Genomic DNA, 16,328 nt, shown 5'->3' with positions numbered 1-16,328 from the left:
TATCCGCTTCGGGAGGCGAGTGCACGATGGCCGAACTGCTCTACCGGCTGGGCCGGTTCACCGCGCGCCGGGCTTGGTGGGTGATCACCGCCTGGGTCGTCGTGCTCGGCCTGGCCGTCGGGGCCTTCGTGGCGTTCGGCGGGACCATGAGCTCGACGATGACCATCCCCGGGACACCCACGGAGCAGGTGACCGACCGGCTGAAGACCGAGCTGCCGGTGGCCAGCGGTGGCACGGGGCAAGTCGTCATCCGGGCCGCGAACGGCGCCCGGCTCACCGACGGGCAGCGCGCGGGCGTGAGCGCCGCGCTGCGGAAGGTCGCCGACCTCGACGGGGTCGACCAGGTCGCCGACCCGTTCACCGCCGATGAGGCGCGCGCCGTCCAGGCCGCGAAGGCCACCGACGGCCTGGCCCAGGTCGAGGACGGCCGAGTCCGGCAGGTCAAGGGCCAAAAGCAGCTCGACAACGCTCGCAAACAGACCGAGGCGGCCATCGAGCAGACCGGACCCAACCCCCGGCTGAAGGCGACCCTCACCCAGCTCGACAAGCAGCAGGCCGAGCTCGACAGGCAGCGAGCCGTACTGGAGAAGTCCGAGCAGCAACTGCGCGTAGGGCGGGACCTGCTCACCATGGCAGAGGGCGTCCGCACGATCTCGGCCGACGGGTCGACGGCCACGGCGACCGTGGTGTTCGACCTGCCGCAGCAGGAGATCACGCCGGACACCAAGCAGGCCGTCACCCGGACGATCGACGCGGCGCTCCCGAACGGCGTCACCGCCGACTACTCCGCCGAGATCACGCAGGGCGAGATCCAGCTGGGTGGCGTCGGCGAGGCGGTCGGCCTGGTCGTGGCGGCGATCGTGCTGATCGTCATGACCGGCTCCCTGGTGGCGGCCGGACTGCCGATCCTCAACGCGCTGTTCGGGGTGGGGGTGGCGGTCGCGGGCGCGATGGCGCTGTCCGGCACGATCGAGATGACGTCGGTGACGCCCATCCTGGGCGCGATGCTCGGCCTGGCCGTCGGCATCGACTACTCGCTGTTCATCCTGCACCGGCACCGCCGCCAATTGAAGGCAGGCATGTCCGTAGCGGAGTCCATCGGACTGGCGAACGGCACCAGCGGCAACGCCGTGGTCTTCGCGGGCAGCACGGTACTCATCGCGCTGCTCGCGCTCAACATCACCGGGATCCCGTTCCTGGCACTGATGGGGAACGTGGGAGCCGTCGCCATCGCCGTCGCAGTGCTCCTCACCGTGACCATGACGCCGGCCGTACTCAGCCTGCTCGGGCACCGGCTGCTGCCGCGACGCGACCGGAGGACGGCCGCAACCCTACCCGCCGCCGCGCCGAGGGCCCCGCAGCCGATGAGCGCGGGCCGGGCCGTACTGCGGATCGTGGTCGGCGTCGGCGCGCTGGCGCTCATCGCCGTCCCGGCCGCCTCGATACGGCTCGGCCTGCCCACTGGCGCCTCGGAGGCGGCAGACTCCACCCAGCACCGCGCCTACACCGCCATCACCGAGAAGTTCGGCGCGGGCGCCAACGGGCCACTGATCGTCGTCGCCGACCTGCCCCACGGCAGGACCGGGGACGGGCTCGCGCCCGCGCAGGCCGACCTCGGCAAGCAGCTCATGAAGGTCGGCGGGGTGGCCGCAGCCGCGCCGATCGGCGCCAACGAGCGCGGTAGTGTCCTGGTCTTCCAGGTCGTCCCGACCGGCGGGCCGACCTCGGAGTCCACCGAGGCGCTCGTCCGTGACCTGCGCGGCCGTACCCTTGCATTGGGGTCCGACTCGGTCACGCTGTCGGTCGCGGGCAGCGCCAGCGCCAACATCGACATCTCCGGCAAACTCGCCGACGCGCTGCCGACCTACCTGACGCTCGTCGTCGGGCTGTCGCTGCTGATCCTGATCGTCGTGTTCCGCTCGATCCTGGTGCCGCTCATCGCCACCGGCGGGTTCGTGCTGTCGCTGTTCGCGGCGCTGGGCGGCGTCACGGCCGTCTACCAGTGGGGCTGGCTCGGCGCCGTCTTCGGCGTCAGCGACCCCGCGCCGATCCTCAACTTCCTGCCGACGCTGCTGGTGGGCATCCTGTTCGGGCTGGCCATGGACTACCAGCTCTTCCTCACCTCCGGCATGCGCGAGGCCTACGCGCACGGCGCCTCGGCCCGGCACGCGGTCACCGAGGGGGTCCGGGCGGGCAGGGCCGTCGTCACCGCCGCCGCAGTCATCATGATCGCGGTGTTCGGCGGGTTCATGTTCTCCCACCTGACGATGATCAGGCCCGTCGGGTTTGCGCTGGCCTTCGGCGTGCTCGTCGACGCCTTCGTCGTCCGGATGCTGATCATTCCCGCGGTCATGCACCTGGCGGGCGACAGGGCGTGGTGGCTGCCGCGCTGGCTGGACCGGCTCCTGCCCGATGTGGACGTCGAGGGCGCCAACCTCGAACGCCACCACCGGGCCACCCCAGGCAGGATCCCCGAGGACGCGGTGCGCTGACACGGGTGATCAGCGGCGGCGCCAGAGCCCTGCGAACACTGCGCCTGCCGGAAAATTGCATCCGCCCAGGTCCTGACCATGTGAGAACTTCGCTTGGCGGCGCGAGTTCCGGCCACCCAGGAGACGGAACGCGTACGGCAGGATGACCGGCCGTGCTCCTTCGCCCGGCCTGTCTGACTGCCACGAATGCTTTCGCCGCGCTGCGGTTGCCGCCGATGGGTGATCGGGATTCTCGCTCGCGTCACCAGATCGTGGTCCTGGAACGGCAGCTGGGCGCCGACGCCAGGGTGAGATTCGCCCTCGAAGACCGTGTCTTCCTGGCCGCCCTCCGGACCTCGCTGCCTCGCGAAGTTCTTGGCCGACTGCGGCTTCTCGTCCGCCCCGATACCGTCTTGCGCTGGCGCCGCGATCTGGTGAGGCAGCGGCACGCCCGTACCTGTCGGCCGAAACGGCCCGGTCACCCACCCACCATCCGCTCCCTCCGCGCCCTCATCCTGCGCCTGGTCAGGAGAACCCGTCGTGGGGCCATCGGCGGGTACACGGCGAGCCGACCACGCTCGGCCTCAAGGTCGCCGCGCCCACGGTCTGGGAGATCCTCAAGCAGGAAGGTCTTGATCCGGCGCCCGAGCGGGCGTCCATCACGTGGGCTCTCCGACGTGTGGATCACGGTCAAGGACGGATCGGGGGACCCGGTCGCCGGACACGTGACGCTGGGCGCGGCACAGAGCGTGTGGACGTTCACGCCGGCCGTACCCCTCGCATGGAACTTGACCTATCTGGTGGAGATCACCGGAGCCAAGGACGGGTCGGGGAACGCGATGGGACCGTACTCGTGGTCCTTCGCCACCGTCACGGATCACGCGGCGCCGGTCGTCACCGGCACCACTCCAGCACGGGACGCGACGGACGTCGACGTGGTCGCGCCCATCAAGGTGGTGTTCGACGAGCCGGTCTCCGACGCGCGGTTCTCCGTCAAGGACCCCGCCGGTCAGGAGATCACCGGCGCGGTCGATGCCGACGGCGCCGGCAATGTCATGGCGAGCTACGGCTGGTCCTTCACCACGGTCCCGCCGGACGAGGCGGTGCCTACGGTGAGCGAGACCGTCCCCGTCAGGGATGCGACGGAGGTCGCCCCGTCCACGCCGATCCGGGTGACCTTCACCGAGCCGGTGACGGGTGCGCAGGTGGTCGTGAAGCGGCCGGACGGCGCCGTCGTCGCGGGCGTCCTCAACGTGGACTCCCCGCGAAGCGTGTCCTTCCTGCCTACGGCGGCGCTGGGTGAGGAGACGATCCACACGGTCGAGGTGACCGGGGCCAGGGATGCGGCAGGCAACACCATGGCGGCCTACTCCTGGCCGTTCACCATGGGCGTGGTCGCGCCACCGCCCAACGCGCCGAAGGTCGAGGCGACGTATGTCAGTCCCACCAATGGTGTTGGTGCGTTGTCGTCGTTGACGCCGACGTTTGAGGGTCAGGTGCGGGATCCGGATGGTCGTACTTCGACGATGTCGATTCAGGTCGAGCATGATCCCACTGCGACTGGTCAGGGCACGGGTCTGATCTGGTCGGGTGCGACCACGTCTGCGACCGCGAGCGGTAGTTGGGCAGCGCTCACTATCCCCGGCGGGAAGCTCACCGACGGGTGGAAGATCCGGTGGCGCGCCCGCGCCACGGCCGCCGGTGTGAACGGCGCCTGGAGCACCTGGAAGACCATCACCGTCGACGTCACACCGAGCAGGCCCGCCGCGGCTGCCGCCGCCTTCACCGGTGATCACTACACCCTGGAGTCCTGCTTCAACGAGGGCTAAGGACAGCGGCTACCAATATCATCCCTTCGGCTACTTCAAGTACTGGCCGTACAGCGCCTGCTTCAGCAAGTACGTCGGCTGGGGCGAATGGGACATCGACCTGAGATCAGGCCTGCCCATCAAGCCCGATCCCGACGATGCGATCCTCGTCCACTCAACCATGGTGATGAACACCTTCCTCGGGTCGGCGGACGGCAACAGCGTCGTCAACGACACTCCCGACGGCCCGCACCGGCCGCACCAGATCGCGATGTACACCAAGCTCGACGACATCAGGGTCTACGACGACGGCCGCCTGGTCACGTACAAGGACGACGAGGTCCTCCGGCTGGAGCCCGACATCAAGGCCGGTCGCCGGACGGACTGTGCGCCCGTCGGGGACGACGACGTCATCCGCCGCGACTCCCTCAGAGACTGGCGGGCCCAGGGATACAACGCCTTCCTCTTCCAGACCAGCATGTCCGGCCTGGTCGGCTCCTGCACGATCCGGCCGAGCCTCTATCTGGAGAACGCGACGTTCGGCTGGGACGCCGACATGCCGCTCTGGAGTCTCCTGGAGATTCCGCCACTGGGCGGCAAGAAGGACATCCCGCCCAGCGCGCGGTGCGACAAATCCACCATGGGCAAGCGGAACGCCAAGTACACCAACGCGTGCGTCTTCGTCGCGGCCAACCGGGTCTACACCATGTATCTCGACGACCCCAGACGCGGCGAGGTCGCGGCGCACATCCGCAAGGCCTTCACCCAACCGGACGACACGGAGCCCAAATACGACGACGCCGGCAAGCGTCTGAACAAGATAATTCCCGGCAACGCGGACGCGTCGCTCATCAAGATCAGTAAAACCACGAAGGCTCCCGACAAGGCCTCGTGGTACCAGAAGAACATCTATCGGAAGAACAAAGTCTGCGCGACCCTCTCTGGAACGGGCGACTGCGACGAATTCCCCTTCGCCTCAACGAAGCAGGGAGTAGGCTATGGATATCTTCAGAACGGAAAGTGGATCCCGTATTTCAACTTCTCCATTCAGCGGGTGAGCGAATCGCACAACTGCAGTGCCGGTGGCGACCTGGGCGTCTTCTACGCGCGCTACCGAGTATCGTCGAACCAGAAGTTCTGGGTGAGTATCCAGGACCGAATGCCCACCACTCTGGCGCAGAGTCCCAATCGGGCCGGCACGCAAAGTGATTGCTCCTGGCCCTAGGAATGACTGCCTGGTAGTCTCGGCGCGATAGAAATCGGTGGAGGTGGCGCAGTGCATCGCGCCACCTCCACCTCGTTTAGAATGACAAGAAAGGCGCGCCATGCGAGCCGAGAAAAGGTTATACGAGCTGCTTTCCGAGTTTGGGCTCGACGACGAGGAGTTGCCGGGCTTCTCCGCGCTGTGGGCCGAGAACATCTCGCCCGGAGAACTCGCGCGCGCACTCGGCTCCGCCGACCTGACCGGGGTCGAATGCGGCCTTGACGATATCGACGCGCATCTTGCCCACCTTGGAGACGATGACGGCGCGGCGTGGATCGGCCCGCACGGCGACTGGGCACTCGCCATCCAGGTCGCCGACGGTTGCTCCCTCGGCGCCACCGCGAACCTCCTGCGGGTTTCCCGTGGCAGACGTGCCATCGGCATTCACTGGGATCTTGGCGGGAACGACAAACTCGCCTACGCGGCGGACGGCGTACTGCTCACGAGATTCGCTCCGTCGTGGCCGGACTCCAGGACCGGGGAGAACGTTCGCGTGCTCGACCCCTTCATGGCGGGTCTCAGGTTTCAGATGGACGATCCGAGTGACCGGGCCATCGTCAATCCGGTCACTTTCGCAGAGTCGGTCAGTTCGGCACTCGTTCTGGCCGGACGCGTCACCGGCACCGAACTCGACGCGACCTGGCTCAGGAACACCCACAGGTTGTTCGTCCTGCCATCGAACTGACCGGGCCCGGTCGGCCCTCCTCTCGGAAAGTCCAAGCCGCTCTGACGCTCGCCTCACCGGCCCCGGCGAAATCGTCGCTACCAAGGGGAACGGATCGGGTCGCTGGGCGGCAGGCCGCGAACCCGTCGGCGTACCTGCAGACCGTAGTCATCCCGCTGCGCCTGGACATCACCGACCCGGCGTCGGTCGCCGCCGCGGCCGCCGCGCGCGCCCCAACTGGCCGACGGTGCGATCCTCAACGTGCTGTCCGCGATCTCCTGGCTCGCCGTCGACGGCGCGGGCGCCTACCACGCGACCAAGGCCGCAGAATGGGCGCTCACCAACAGCGCACCCTGGTGACGAGCCTGCACCTGGGCGCCGCGGACACCGACATGATGGTCCGGTACGACGGCGACAAGTCCGCCCCCGAGGCGGTCGTCGCGGCAGCCCTCGACGGCATCGAAGCGCACCGGCCCGAGGCGCTCGCCGGCGCCTGGAGCCCACCAGGTGAAGGCGCGGCTGTCCGAGGACCCGGACGTCATCCGGAAGCCGCCCTCAGCACGTGAGCCACGGTCACCGCGGCCGAGAAACGCCCGTGGAGCTGATCACCGGAGGGTCAGCGGGATTTCGGACTCCACGTGGGTCAGCTTCTCCGGGTTGCTGATGAAGTAGACGCCGGTGACGCAGGCGTTCTCGACGCGGATCGCCAGTACGCCGGCTACGTCGGCGTCCAGGCGTAGGACCAGGGCCGGGCTGCCGTTGACCAGGGTGGGGCCGACCGTGAGTGCGCCTTCGACCTTGCCCATGCTGCCGGCGAGGTAGCGGACCAGCTTCTCGGCGCCGACGACCGGGCGCAGTGCGGCCTGTGCCAGGCCGCCGCCGTCGCTCACCAGGACGACGTCCGGGGCGAGGACATCCAGCAGGCCCTGCAGATCCCTGGTCTCGACCGCGCGCTGGAACGACGCCAGCGCCGCTCTGGTCTCGTTCGGGGAGACCACCGCTCTCGGGCGGCGAGACTCTACGTGCCGGCGGGCGCGATGCGCGATCTGGCGGACGGCCGGCCCACTCTTGGACACGGCCGCCGCGATCTCGTCGTAGCTGAAGTCGAAGACCTCACGCAGCACGAACACCGCGCGCTCGGTCGGCGACAACGTCTCGAGAACCAGCATCATCGCCATCGACACGCTCTCGGCCAGTTCCACGTTCTCGGCCACGTCCGGCGTGGTGAGCAGCGGCTCGGGCAGCCACGGACCGACGTACGCCTCCTTGCGGCGGTCCATGGTGCGCAGTCTGTTGAGCGCCTGCCTGGTCGTGATCCGCACCAGGTACGCGCGTTGGTCACGCACCCGCGCCAGGTCGACCTTCACCCACCTCAGCCAGGTCTCCTGGAGCACGTCCTCCGCGTCGGCCGCCGAGCCGAGCAGTTCGTAGGCGACGGTGAAGAGCAGGTTGCGGTGGGCGACGAAGATGTCGGTGGCGTGGTCGCTCAACTCTCGACCCTCTCAGGGGACCGCAGCAACTGTCGGCGCCTGCCGTCCATGAGCCACGCCGGGTAGCCGTACGAACCGGGCTTGCGCGCCTCCTTCGCCAACTGCCCGAGGATACCCCTGCAGATGAACTCCTTGATCTTCGCGCCGGGATGGCCGCCGACAAAGTACCGCACCGCGACGTCGTCACGGCGGGCGAACTGGTAGAGGCCGGCCCTGCGCCCCAGGCTGAGGCACAGAGCGGCCATCGCCATGGCGAGCGGTGCGGGGGCCTCGCCCGCGATCCGGCTGAGCACCGTGTCCGCGGCCTGCGGGCCCAGCTGGACCGCGGCCTGGCAGCTCATCCGGAACGGCAGGCCCGACGGCGCCGCCGAGTCCCCAGCCGCGACGATGCGATCGTCGTCCAGGCTGGTCAACGTCTCCTCCGTGAGCAGACGGCCGACGGCGTCGGTGCGGAGTCCGCTGCGCGCGGCCAGGTCCGGCACGCTGAACCCGGCGGTCCAGACGGTCACCGCGCTCGGCAGCTCGCGGCCGTCGCTGAGCCACACGGCTTCGCGGGTCACGGCCGTCACCGTCGGGGCGTCGAGCACGGTCACCCCGAGCCTGGCCAGTCGCTTGGCGACCGAGCGCCGAGCCCGCGGGTGCAGGTACGGGCCGAGCACCCCGCCGCAGACCAGGGTCACGGCGCGGCCGGCCTCGGCCAGCTCGGTGGCGGTCTCCATGCCGGTCGGACCGGCGCCGACCACCGTCACGGGCGCCGAGGCGGGAGCGGCGTCGAGCACCGCCTGTAGCCGCCGCGCCTCCTCGAGACCGGCCAACGGGTAGGCGAACTGGGCCGCACCGGGCACATTCGGGCCGGCGCTGCCACTGCCCACCGCGTAGATCAGGTAGTCGTAGCCGACCGTGCCGCCCGACGCCAACGCCACACGGCGCTCGGCCGCCTCGATCCGGGTCACGGTGTCGACCGTCAGCACGATGCTCTCGGCCAGTACGTCCCGGTAGCCGGCGACCGCGACGTGGGTACCCGCCACGAGCTGGTGCAGGCGGATCCTTTCGACGAAGTCCGGGCGCGGGTTGATCAGTGTCACGGTCACGTCGTCGCGCTGCGTCAGGCGGTTGGCCGCCAGGACGCCGGCGTACCCGCCGCCGATCACGACCACCTCGGTGTTCCGGGTCATGGTGCCTCCTCCGGTTTCAGGGTCTTGACCTCAAGACACCGCCCGGCCGATCGCTGTGACACCTCGAGCGCCGGCGGTTTCGGCCGGCGAAGCGGGAATGACGCATGTCATCAACCTCGGTGACGGCTGTCACGAACAAGGTCCGCGACGGCCCCGCGGGCGATCCGGCCGCGCAGACTGTCGATCATGAAGCATCTCAAGAAGGCCCTTGCGGCTGCCGCATCCGTCCTGGTCGTCCTGGCAGGCGCCACGCCCGCGACCGCGGGATCCGGCGCACCCCTGGACGAGGCGGCGCTGCGAGACAGCCTCACCTCCATCGTGCGGGGACCGGTACCGGGCGTGTACTCGGCCGTGCGCGCCGGGGACGAACTATGGGCGGGTGCGGCGGGCAAGGCCGACACGGCCACCGGCGCGCCCATGCGCGCGGGGATGTATCACCGGATCGGCAGCGTCTCCAAGATGTTCGTCGCCACCGCGATCCTGCGCCTGGTCGACCGGGGCAGAATCGGCCTGGACAGGCCGGTCGAGGAGTACGCGCCCGGGCTGCTGGGCGGTGACCGGCGGATCACCGTGCGCATGCTGCTCAACCACACGAGCCACCTGCCCGATCATCTGAACTGGCTCTACGCGGGTGCCCATGTCTCGGTCGAACTGCTGCGGCTGTCCGCCCTGCCCAAGACGCAACTGGTCAAGGGAGCTCTGCTGGCGGAGCGCACCGGCGTACCCGGTCAGTTGCCCGGCGTGTACTCCAACACCGGCTACGTCGTGCTCGGCCTGCTGCTGGAGAAGGTCACCGGCGAGCCGGCGGAGCGGTTCATCACCCGTGAGGTGATTCGCCGGGCCGGGCTGGGCCAGACCTTCTATCCGCGCGGCGCCGAGTTGCCGCGGCCGCACGCCAGGGCCTATTCGGACCTCGGCGGCCTGCTCAAGACCCCGGGGGACTTCAGCACCTACGACGTCTCCGCGCTGAGCATGGCCGGTGACCTCGTCGCCACCATGCCCGACGTCAACCGGTTCCTCGCCGCGTTGCTGTCCGGCCGCCTGGTCAGCCCCGCCTCCCTGGCGGAGATGAAGAAGACCGTCCCCGTCGCGGCCGCGCCCGGCCTGGCGGGCGACCCCTATGGGTTCGGCATCGCTCCTCTCCTCGACTACGGCTGCGGCCCCACCTGGGGACATGTCGGTATGTTGTGGGGCGCGACCACCTGGGCCGTCACCACGGAGGACGGCAGCCGGCAGGTCACGCTCGGCGTCAACAAGAGCCACCCGGCGGGCGGCGCGGCCGAGACCAGCGCCGTCGCGCGCCACATCGCCCTGGCACTCTGCGGGACCGTGGCTGCCAAGCCGGGCACCGTGCGGCCGCCGTCCCACGGCCTGCCCCTGCCCGCCAAGCGCTGAACCGCGCCGCCCGTCCTGAAGGTAGGAATGAACAGGCCGGTACGCCCCACGTGATCACGATTTTTCGTGACACATGTCATGCCGTCCAGCAGGCACAATACGAGACATGAGTGCCCCTTCGTTGACCGCTCTGCGGTGGTTCACGCAGATCACGATGGTCAGCGGGGCGCCGCTCTGCTGGGTGTTCGCGGTGGCGGCGCTGAGCTGGTCGCATGGGTGGGGAGCGCTCGTGTTCGCCCTGGCCGTCGTGGCCGGGGCGGTGACGTGGCTGGCGGCGGTGCTGTATCTGCGGGCGATCCGCGGCGCCGTCGTCGCCGCCTGGGAGCGCGTCGCGCTCGGGGCCGCCGGTCTCGCTGCGCTGGCGGGCGTGGCGGCCGCGTCCGGGATCGGGACCCCGGCGGACGTGCTGGCCGCCGGCGAGCTAGCCGGGCTGCTGTGCGCCGCTCTCGGGCTGCGGGCCGAGCCCACGCGGCGGCTGCCTTCCACCATGCTGGCGCTGGTGGCGGTCGGTGCGGTGGCCTTCGGGTCCGCCACGCTGCTCGGCGCGCTCGTCCCCTCGGTGGTATCGGTCCTGGTCGTGCCGCCGGTGATCTGTCTCGTGGTGGTGGCGCAGTGGTGGACGTACGAGGTGGCCAAGCGCCTGGAATCGGCCAGGCTGGTCGCAGGTGAGCTGGCCGTGGCCGAGGAACGTGCCCGCTTCGCCGCCGAGCTCCACGACATCCAGGGCCATCATCTGCAGGTCATCGCGCTCAAGAGCGAGCTGGCGGCCCGGCTGGGGGCCGGCCGTACCGACGAGGCGGTCGCGCTGATGCGTGAGGTCCGGCAGCTCGCGCACGACGCGCTCACCGACACCAAGGCCGTGGTGGGCGGCTATCGGCAGGTGTCGCTGCGCACCGAACTCGCCAACGCCGTCAAGGTGCTCGCCGCCGCCGGCATCCTCGCCGAGACGCGCGTGAGCGCGGCGGTCGCGGGTACGGCGGAGCAACTCCTCGGCCTGGTGGTCCGCGAGGCCACGACCAACATCCTGCGGCATTCAGAAGCCTCGGCGGTACGCCTGTCCCTGACCGCCTCAGACGGAACGGCCCGCCTGATCATCACCAACGACGGCGCCGCCCGTACGGCGGAGCCCGCAAGCCCGGCCCGGATGCGCGGCGCGGCGGTGGCGGGAAGCGGGTTGCGGGCACTGGCCGAGCGGCTGGAACGGGCCGGAGGCAGCCTGAGCTGGAGCGGCGGGGAAGGTCGCTTCACCGTGACCGCGACGCTGGAGAACCCATGATCCGGGTGCTTGTCGCCGACGACGAGGCGCTCATCCGGGGCGCGCTGGTGGCGCTGCTGGGTCTCGAACCCGACCTGACCGTGGTCGCCGAGGCGGACACCAGCGCCGGCGCGGTGGCGGCCGCCGCGGCGAGCATGCCCGACATCGCGGTACTGGACCTGGAGATGCCTTCCGCCGACGGCCTGGCCGCCGCCCAGGCCATCCTGCGCGCACCGGCGACCGCGGCGACCCGGATCGTCCTCGTCACCCGTCATGCCCGTCCCGGAGTGCTGCGACGCGCCCTGGCCGCCGGGGTACGCGCGTTCGTCCCCAAGACCACGCCCGCCGAACGCCTGGCGGAGATCATCCGCGAGGTTCACCAAGGCCGGCGCTACGTGGATCCGGAGATCGCCGCCTCCGCCCTGTCCGAGGACGACTGCCCGCTGACCTCCCGGGAACTGGAGGTCCTGCGGGCGGCTCGCTCAGGCCAGTCGATCGACTGGATCGCGGGACAGGTGCACCTGGCGCCGGGAACGGTACGGAACTACCTGTCCTCGGCCATGGGCAAGATCGGCGTGTCCTCCCGGCACACAGCGGCCCGGGTGGCATGGGAACAGGGATGGATCTAGCCGATGGCGTTCTTGCGGGTCACAAAAGCGTCAGCATCCTGATGAGGGCGATTTCTGCCCATGTCTGCCAGGCGGGATGGCTCCTCTGGCGCTCTGTGACGAGCAGTGTGTAGGTCTCGGGGGACAGGATCGTCAGTGCGATGTCGGCGGCGGTTTCGGGGGGCATGTGGTCGCGTAGTGGTGTTTGCTCGCCAGGGCGCGGGCGAAGGTCTGTTGCACCGTCCGGCGCTGAGTTCGTTCAGGTCGGGGTCGGTGGGTGCGGCGCTGCGTACCGCGTCGAGCAGGGGGCGGCGCGCAGGTAGATGTCGCCCGCACCTGCGGCCTGGCGGCGGTGCGAGTCAAGGCGACCTGTCCCAGTAGCTTGCGCTGCCAACCTTCCGGTTGGCGCGGGAGAACTCGGGTGGGGGCATCGGCGCATCCGGGGCGAACTCCTTGGTCTTGGATGCCGGGTAGGGGAGGGACGGTCCGCCGGGTCCTGGCGGCGGCGGGGGTTCGGGTCCGCGCCGCGCCGGGTTTCACCGGCCTGGCGCCAGTTCCTCATCTCTCAGGCCTGCGGCGTCCTGGCGTGCGACTTTCTCCACGTCGATACGGTGTTCCTCATGCGCCTGTACGTGTTGTTCGTCATGGGGATCGAAGCGCGGCGCGTGCACATTCTCGGTGCCTGGACGGCGCAGCAGGCGCGCAACCTGCTGATGGAACTCGGCGAACGAGCCGACAGGTACAGGTTCCTGATCCGGGACAGGGGCGGCAGATTCGGCAGAGATTTCGACGATGTGCTCGCGGGCGCGGACGTGCACATGGTCAAGATTCCGCCGCGCTCGCCACGGGCGAACGCGTTCGCCGAGCGGTTCGTTGGCGCACTCTGGCGCGAATGCCTTGATCACCTTCTTGTGTATGGTGGGCGGCACCTGCGACAGATCCTGGCCAAGTAGGGGCGCCACTACAACGAGCACCGTCCGCATCAGGCGCTGTCACTACGTCAGCCCTTTCATGTTCCGGTTCACGATCCGGTCGAGGTGGTCGATCTCACGGCCCGAATAGAGAGACGAAGCGCCGTCTGCGGCCTTATCAATGAGTACCGCAGAGCTGCTTGACGACGTACGAAACCGCAGGCCAGCACCACGAGCGAGGACAGGCGTTTCGGCCGGCGGTTTGCTCAGACATCGCGTATCCGCCTCCCCGGACCTAACGGCGATTTCCTGGCCATCCTCGAGGGTGACTCCTGAACGCCGTTACCTGAAAGCCCTTTCATCCTACGGACCGAAGGCGTGAGCGCCATGCAGCCCCGCCTCCAGCCCCCGGCCTGGACCTTCCTGACCCACCACGCCCGCGTGCTGCTGGAGATCGCCCGCAACCCCGACGTACGGCTCCGCGAGATCGCCGCCTGGATCGGCGTCACCGAGCGCACCGTGCAGCACGTGGTCAACGACCTGCACGACGCCGGCTACCTCACCCGCGAACGCATCGGCCGGCGCAACCTCTACACCCTCAACACCGACCAGCACTTCCGCTACCCCACCGGAGCCGGCCTGCCGGTCCACCGCCTGCTCGTCAGGTTCGCCGACCGCGACCTGCCCCCAGATTCGCCGCCCCGCCGGCCATAACGCCATGCCGCCCACGGCGGCTCGTGCACGGGGCAGGTGTTGGCCGGACCGCGGTAGCGCTCACCCACTACTGGTGTGTGGCCTGCTCGAAGGGGATGCCGTCGAAGGTGCCGGATACAGATTGCTGTGTGGAGAACGCCGTCCAGGACAGCGTCACCTCGTGGGTGCGTCCGCCGGTCTGGGCCGTGAGGGTGGTGGTCGCGTGGCCGCCCGGGGTAAGGGTGACCTGGCCACTGACTTTCAGGTCGCGCACGAACCGCACCCCGTCGAGGGTGATGTCCTGCCCGAAGGTGACCTGGCCGCCGCGCAGCCCCGGCTCGTTCGGCCGACCGAAGTAGTAGAAGGCGTGCGGATTGCGGCGGGCGGTGGCGTCGGCGGCGGTGGCGAAGGTGGCCGCGAGGATCCGCCGTTGGCTCGGGCTGAGCTCGCGGGCCGGGTGCGGTGCCACGTCCCTGAGCTTTTGCGGGAAGGCGCCGACGGCGCGGTAGTTCTCGCCGGTGCATTTCTGGTCGGCCACCCGCTTGGTGGTCAGGAAGGTACGCAGCATGCCGCGTACACACTCACCCATCGGCGAGGGGAAGAAGGACTGTGCGTGGATCCCGAACGGGATCCGGATGATGGTCGCGTTCGGGAAGACCTGAAGCGACCGTGCCACCTCGGCGGGACGGTTGACGTCGAAGTCTCCTGCCACAACCAGGATGGGCACGTTGGGCAGCGCCTGCCCGGGCGGACGCGGTGGGCTGTGGCGCGGGGTCGGCCAGTTGATGCACCACTCCTGGCTGGCGATCGCCTCGGTGGGGAAGAAGTCGGTGGGCTGGTAGGGCGCCAGTGGACGTTCCCGCTCGTAGTAGCGCTCGGCCTGCGTTTGACGCTCGGCCGCCGAGGCCAGCCGGTCGAAGGGGAAGGAACCGTCACCACAGCGGAAGGCCACATGCCCGGCAAGCCACGAAGGGTTGAACGGCGGGTTGGTTTTGGGGGTCAGCCGGGCCAGACGGCGTAGTGGAATCGGGTCGCCGTTGAGGTAGGCGTGTGCGGCCGCGACGTTCTCCCGGCCGAGCACCGCTTCGGCCGGCTCGCGTAGCGTGAGCGCTTGGACCATCGTCACCTGCGGGTCGGGCTGCTTTCGCAGCCGGTCCACCAGCCGCGTCCAGATGCCGGAGGCTTTGCCCGGCAGCGCGTCGCATGCCTTCGAGCGCTCGCAGACGAGATCGAGGTAGTCGAGCCGGGCGTCGAAACTCTGCTCCGCGTACCCGTCGCGGCCGATGACCATGGAACTGTCCAGGAAGATGGCGTCCAGGCTGTCCGGGTAGCGGGCCGCGTACGCCTGGGCGTACAGGGTGCCGTAGGAGTTGCCGAAGTAGCTCATCTTGCCCAGGCCGAGCGCTCGCCGTACCGCGTCGAGGTCGTGCGAGGCCTGGTCTGCGGTGAAGTACGCGCCCCGCGGACCCACGCTCCTGGCGCAGGCAGCGACGGTCGCGGGCTTGAAGGGGTCGGCGCCCGGGCACAGCAGCGGCGAGGACTTTCCTATCCCGCGTGGATCCATGACCAGGAGGTTCTTCCGGTCAAGGACGGGCCCGAGGACTTGTTGGATCGTGGGCACCTCCGGCAGCGCCGGTTGGGGCCCGCCGCGGTTGGCCGCCACCGTGCCGTCGGCGTCCTTGGCCGGGAGGAAGGTGAAGGCTACGGAGATGCGTTCGGAGGAGGGGTTCTCCCAATCGAGGGGGACCTCGATGGTGCCGTCGCAGTGTGTGGTCGCGGTCGCGCACTCGTGCAGGTCGGTCGGAGGGGGCGGGGTAGCGGGCAAGAAGGCCGTCGCGAGGACGAGCCCCAGTGTCTTGGCGATCATGCTCTCCAGCCTCCCTGCCCTTCCTCCGAGTTTCCTCAGCACTAAGAAGGGTTGGGCTGTGGGAGCCTGCTCCTAGCCGTTCGCGACTGTGGGCTGATCTCTGCCCCAACACTCCAGGCGAAGGTCCCCACAGGCCTTCGCGGACGGGTGGCGCCTGGTGGCCGGACACACGGGGCGAGTTCGCCGCCGCCGAGTACGTCGGCTACGTCCTCACCACCCTGTTCGAGGCCGCCCGGCTGTACGGCGTCACGGAGACCGTCCGCCTGGAACCCGGAGAGCCCGCCGACCCTCCCCCCGACACCGCCGTGCTGGAGACGGGCCCGCGCCCCGGGTACACGATCTTCACATCCGTGATCACGCCGTCGCCCGTCGCCCTGGCACAGCTGATCGCCGAGTGGGCTGCGGCCTCGCTGGGGCCGAAATCTTCGGGATCGCTCGGCCACGAAGCCCGCCAAGACATACTCGAGCGTGCCGACCAGGCGCGCACCTTTCTTCACCGTCGCCATCTCGCTGCGCATCGGCCCGCACGCGGCGCGGAGCCTCGCACGAGCGATCCGCGTCTACACCTTCGACGTCGCGTACGCGCTGCGCCAGGAGCGGCTGACCGGCTCCATCGAGGCGGGCAAGCCGGTCGGCCCGCGCTGATCACGATCTTCCTGCCGTTCAGGGAGCCGATGAGCACCTGGGTGATGTCCAGGTGCCCGGTCAGCGCCGTCACCGGCGGCGG

The 16,328-nt window shown here is 69.5% G+C and carries 14 protein-coding genes; 11 read left to right on the top strand and 3 right to left on the bottom strand.

What is annotated here, in order from left to right; all coding sequences use genetic code 11:
- Positions 1-26 precede the first annotated feature (26 nt).
- The 5 genes from ACFWY5_RS55880 to ACFWY5_RS55860 all read left to right on the top strand — a co-directional run bounded on the left by ACFWY5_RS55880 (position 27) and on the right by ACFWY5_RS55860 (position 6,773).
- Positions 27-2,492: an MMPL family transporter gene (locus ACFWY5_RS55880; protein WP_379640067.1), complete on the top strand. Its 2,466-nt coding sequence runs from the start codon at positions 27-29 to the stop codon at positions 2,490-2,492.
- A 656-nt stretch (positions 2,493-3,148) separates the two neighbouring features.
- On the top strand, positions 3,149-4,300 hold the full coding sequence (locus tag ACFWY5_RS55875) for an Ig-like domain-containing protein (protein WP_379640066.1): 1,152 nt from the start codon (positions 3,149-3,151) through the stop codon (positions 4,298-4,300).
- Positions 4,260-5,504: a hypothetical protein gene (locus ACFWY5_RS55870; RefSeq protein ID WP_379640065.1), complete on the top strand. Its 1,245-nt coding sequence runs from the start codon at positions 4,260-4,262 to the stop codon at positions 5,502-5,504. Before ACFWY5_RS55875 ends, ACFWY5_RS55870 begins: the two co-directional genes overlap by 41 nt.
- Before the next feature lie 100 nt (positions 5,505-5,604).
- Positions 5,605-6,228: a DUF6461 domain-containing protein gene (locus tag ACFWY5_RS55865; RefSeq protein WP_379640064.1), complete on the top strand. Its 624-nt coding sequence runs from the start codon at positions 5,605-5,607 to the stop codon at positions 6,226-6,228.
- A gap of 335 nt (positions 6,229-6,563) precedes the next feature.
- Positions 6,564-6,773, top strand: a complete 210-nt coding sequence (locus ACFWY5_RS55860; RefSeq protein ID WP_379640062.1) for a hypothetical protein — start codon at positions 6,564-6,566, stop codon at positions 6,771-6,773.
- Positions 6,774-6,812: 39 nt separating this feature from the next.
- Here ACFWY5_RS55860 and ACFWY5_RS55855 read toward each other — a convergent pair whose 3' ends face one another.
- Together ACFWY5_RS55855 and ACFWY5_RS55850 are read right to left on the bottom strand one after the other, a co-directional pair.
- Entirely contained in the window at positions 6,813-7,697 is an 885-nt protein-coding gene (locus ACFWY5_RS55855; RefSeq protein WP_379640061.1) for an RNA polymerase sigma-70 factor, read from the bottom strand.
- The gene (locus ACFWY5_RS55850) at positions 7,694-8,872 is read right to left on the bottom strand and encodes an NAD(P)/FAD-dependent oxidoreductase (protein ID WP_379617034.1); all 1,179 of its coding nucleotides are present in this window, start codon (positions 8,870-8,872) and stop codon (positions 7,694-7,696) included. The genes ACFWY5_RS55855 and ACFWY5_RS55850 overlap by 4 nt, the downstream gene beginning before the upstream one ends.
- Before the next feature lie 186 nt (positions 8,873-9,058).
- On the opposite strand from ACFWY5_RS55850, the gene ACFWY5_RS55845 reads away from it, so the two are divergent.
- The 5 genes from ACFWY5_RS55845 (at position 9,059) to ACFWY5_RS55825 (ending at position 13,755) form a co-directional block, all read left to right on the top strand.
- Positions 9,059-10,267 (top strand): serine hydrolase domain-containing protein, encoded by a 1,209-nt coding sequence (locus ACFWY5_RS55845; protein ID WP_379617036.1) that lies wholly within the window; start codon positions 9,059-9,061, stop codon positions 10,265-10,267.
- Between the two features lie 106 nt (positions 10,268-10,373).
- On the top strand, positions 10,374-11,543 hold the full coding sequence (locus ACFWY5_RS55840; protein ID WP_379617038.1) for a sensor histidine kinase: 1,170 nt from the start codon (positions 10,374-10,376) through the stop codon (positions 11,541-11,543).
- Positions 11,540-12,151, top strand: coding sequence for a DNA-binding response regulator (locus tag ACFWY5_RS55835; protein WP_379617040.1), 612 nt, complete (start codon positions 11,540-11,542; stop codon positions 12,149-12,151). Before ACFWY5_RS55840 ends, ACFWY5_RS55835 begins: the two co-directional genes overlap by 4 nt.
- Positions 12,152-12,750: 599 nt before the next feature.
- Positions 12,751-13,083: a hypothetical protein gene (locus ACFWY5_RS55830; RefSeq protein WP_379617042.1), complete on the top strand. Its 333-nt coding sequence runs from the start codon at positions 12,751-12,753 to the stop codon at positions 13,081-13,083.
- Between the two features lie 345 nt (positions 13,084-13,428).
- Positions 13,429-13,755, top strand: coding sequence for a helix-turn-helix transcriptional regulator (locus tag ACFWY5_RS55825; protein WP_379617265.1), 327 nt, complete (start codon positions 13,429-13,431; stop codon positions 13,753-13,755).
- Between the two features lie 67 nt (positions 13,756-13,822).
- Here ACFWY5_RS55825 and ACFWY5_RS55820 read toward each other — a convergent pair whose 3' ends face one another.
- On the bottom strand, positions 13,823-15,601 hold the full coding sequence (locus tag ACFWY5_RS55820; protein WP_379640060.1) for an alpha/beta fold hydrolase: 1,779 nt from the start codon (positions 15,599-15,601) through the stop codon (positions 13,823-13,825).
- A gap of 468 nt (positions 15,602-16,069) precedes the next feature.
- Here ACFWY5_RS55820 and ACFWY5_RS55815 point away from each other — a divergent pair, with 468 nt between their 5' ends.
- Positions 16,070-16,246, top strand: a complete 177-nt coding sequence (locus tag ACFWY5_RS55815; protein ID WP_379640059.1) for a hypothetical protein — start codon at positions 16,070-16,072, stop codon at positions 16,244-16,246.
- The last annotated feature ends 82 nt before the right edge of the window (positions 16,247-16,328 follow it).

The sequence above is a fragment of the Nonomuraea sp. NPDC059007 genome (assembly GCF_042740555.1).
GTDB lineage: Bacteria > Actinomycetota > Actinomycetes > Streptosporangiales > Streptosporangiaceae > Nonomuraea.
Note: the sequence above shows the minus strand (reverse complement) of the source record. Positions and strands in the feature narration are given on the sequence as shown.

Excerpts from the sequence above, each read along its gene's own strand:
- ACFWY5_RS55880 (WP_379640067.1), top strand. The coding sequence starts at position 27 with ATGGCCGAACTGCTCTACCGGCTGGGCCGGTTCACCGCGCGCCGGGCT.
- ACFWY5_RS55825 (WP_379617265.1), top strand. The coding sequence starts at position 13,429 with ATGCAGCCCCGCCTCCAGCCCCCGGCCTGGACCTTCCTGACCCACCAC.
- ACFWY5_RS55835 (WP_379617040.1), top strand. The coding sequence starts at position 11,540 with ATGATCCGGGTGCTTGTCGCCGACGACGAGGCGCTCATCCGGGGCGCG.
- ACFWY5_RS55840 (WP_379617038.1), top strand. The coding sequence starts at position 10,374 with ATGAGTGCCCCTTCGTTGACCGCTCTGCGGTGGTTCACGCAGATCACG.
- ACFWY5_RS55865 (WP_379640064.1), top strand. The coding sequence starts at position 5,605 with ATGCGAGCCGAGAAAAGGTTATACGAGCTGCTTTCCGAGTTTGGGCTC.
- ACFWY5_RS55820 (WP_379640060.1), bottom strand. The coding sequence starts at position 15,601 with ATGATCGCCAAGACACTGGGGCTCGTCCTCGCGACGGCCTTCTTGCCC.
- ACFWY5_RS55845 (WP_379617036.1), top strand. The coding sequence starts at position 9,059 with ATGAAGCATCTCAAGAAGGCCCTTGCGGCTGCCGCATCCGTCCTGGTC.
- ACFWY5_RS55850 (WP_379617034.1), bottom strand. The coding sequence starts at position 8,872 with ATGACCCGGAACACCGAGGTGGTCGTGATCGGCGGCGGGTACGCCGGC.
- ACFWY5_RS55830 (WP_379617042.1), top strand. The coding sequence starts at position 12,751 with ATGCGCCTGTACGTGTTGTTCGTCATGGGGATCGAAGCGCGGCGCGTG.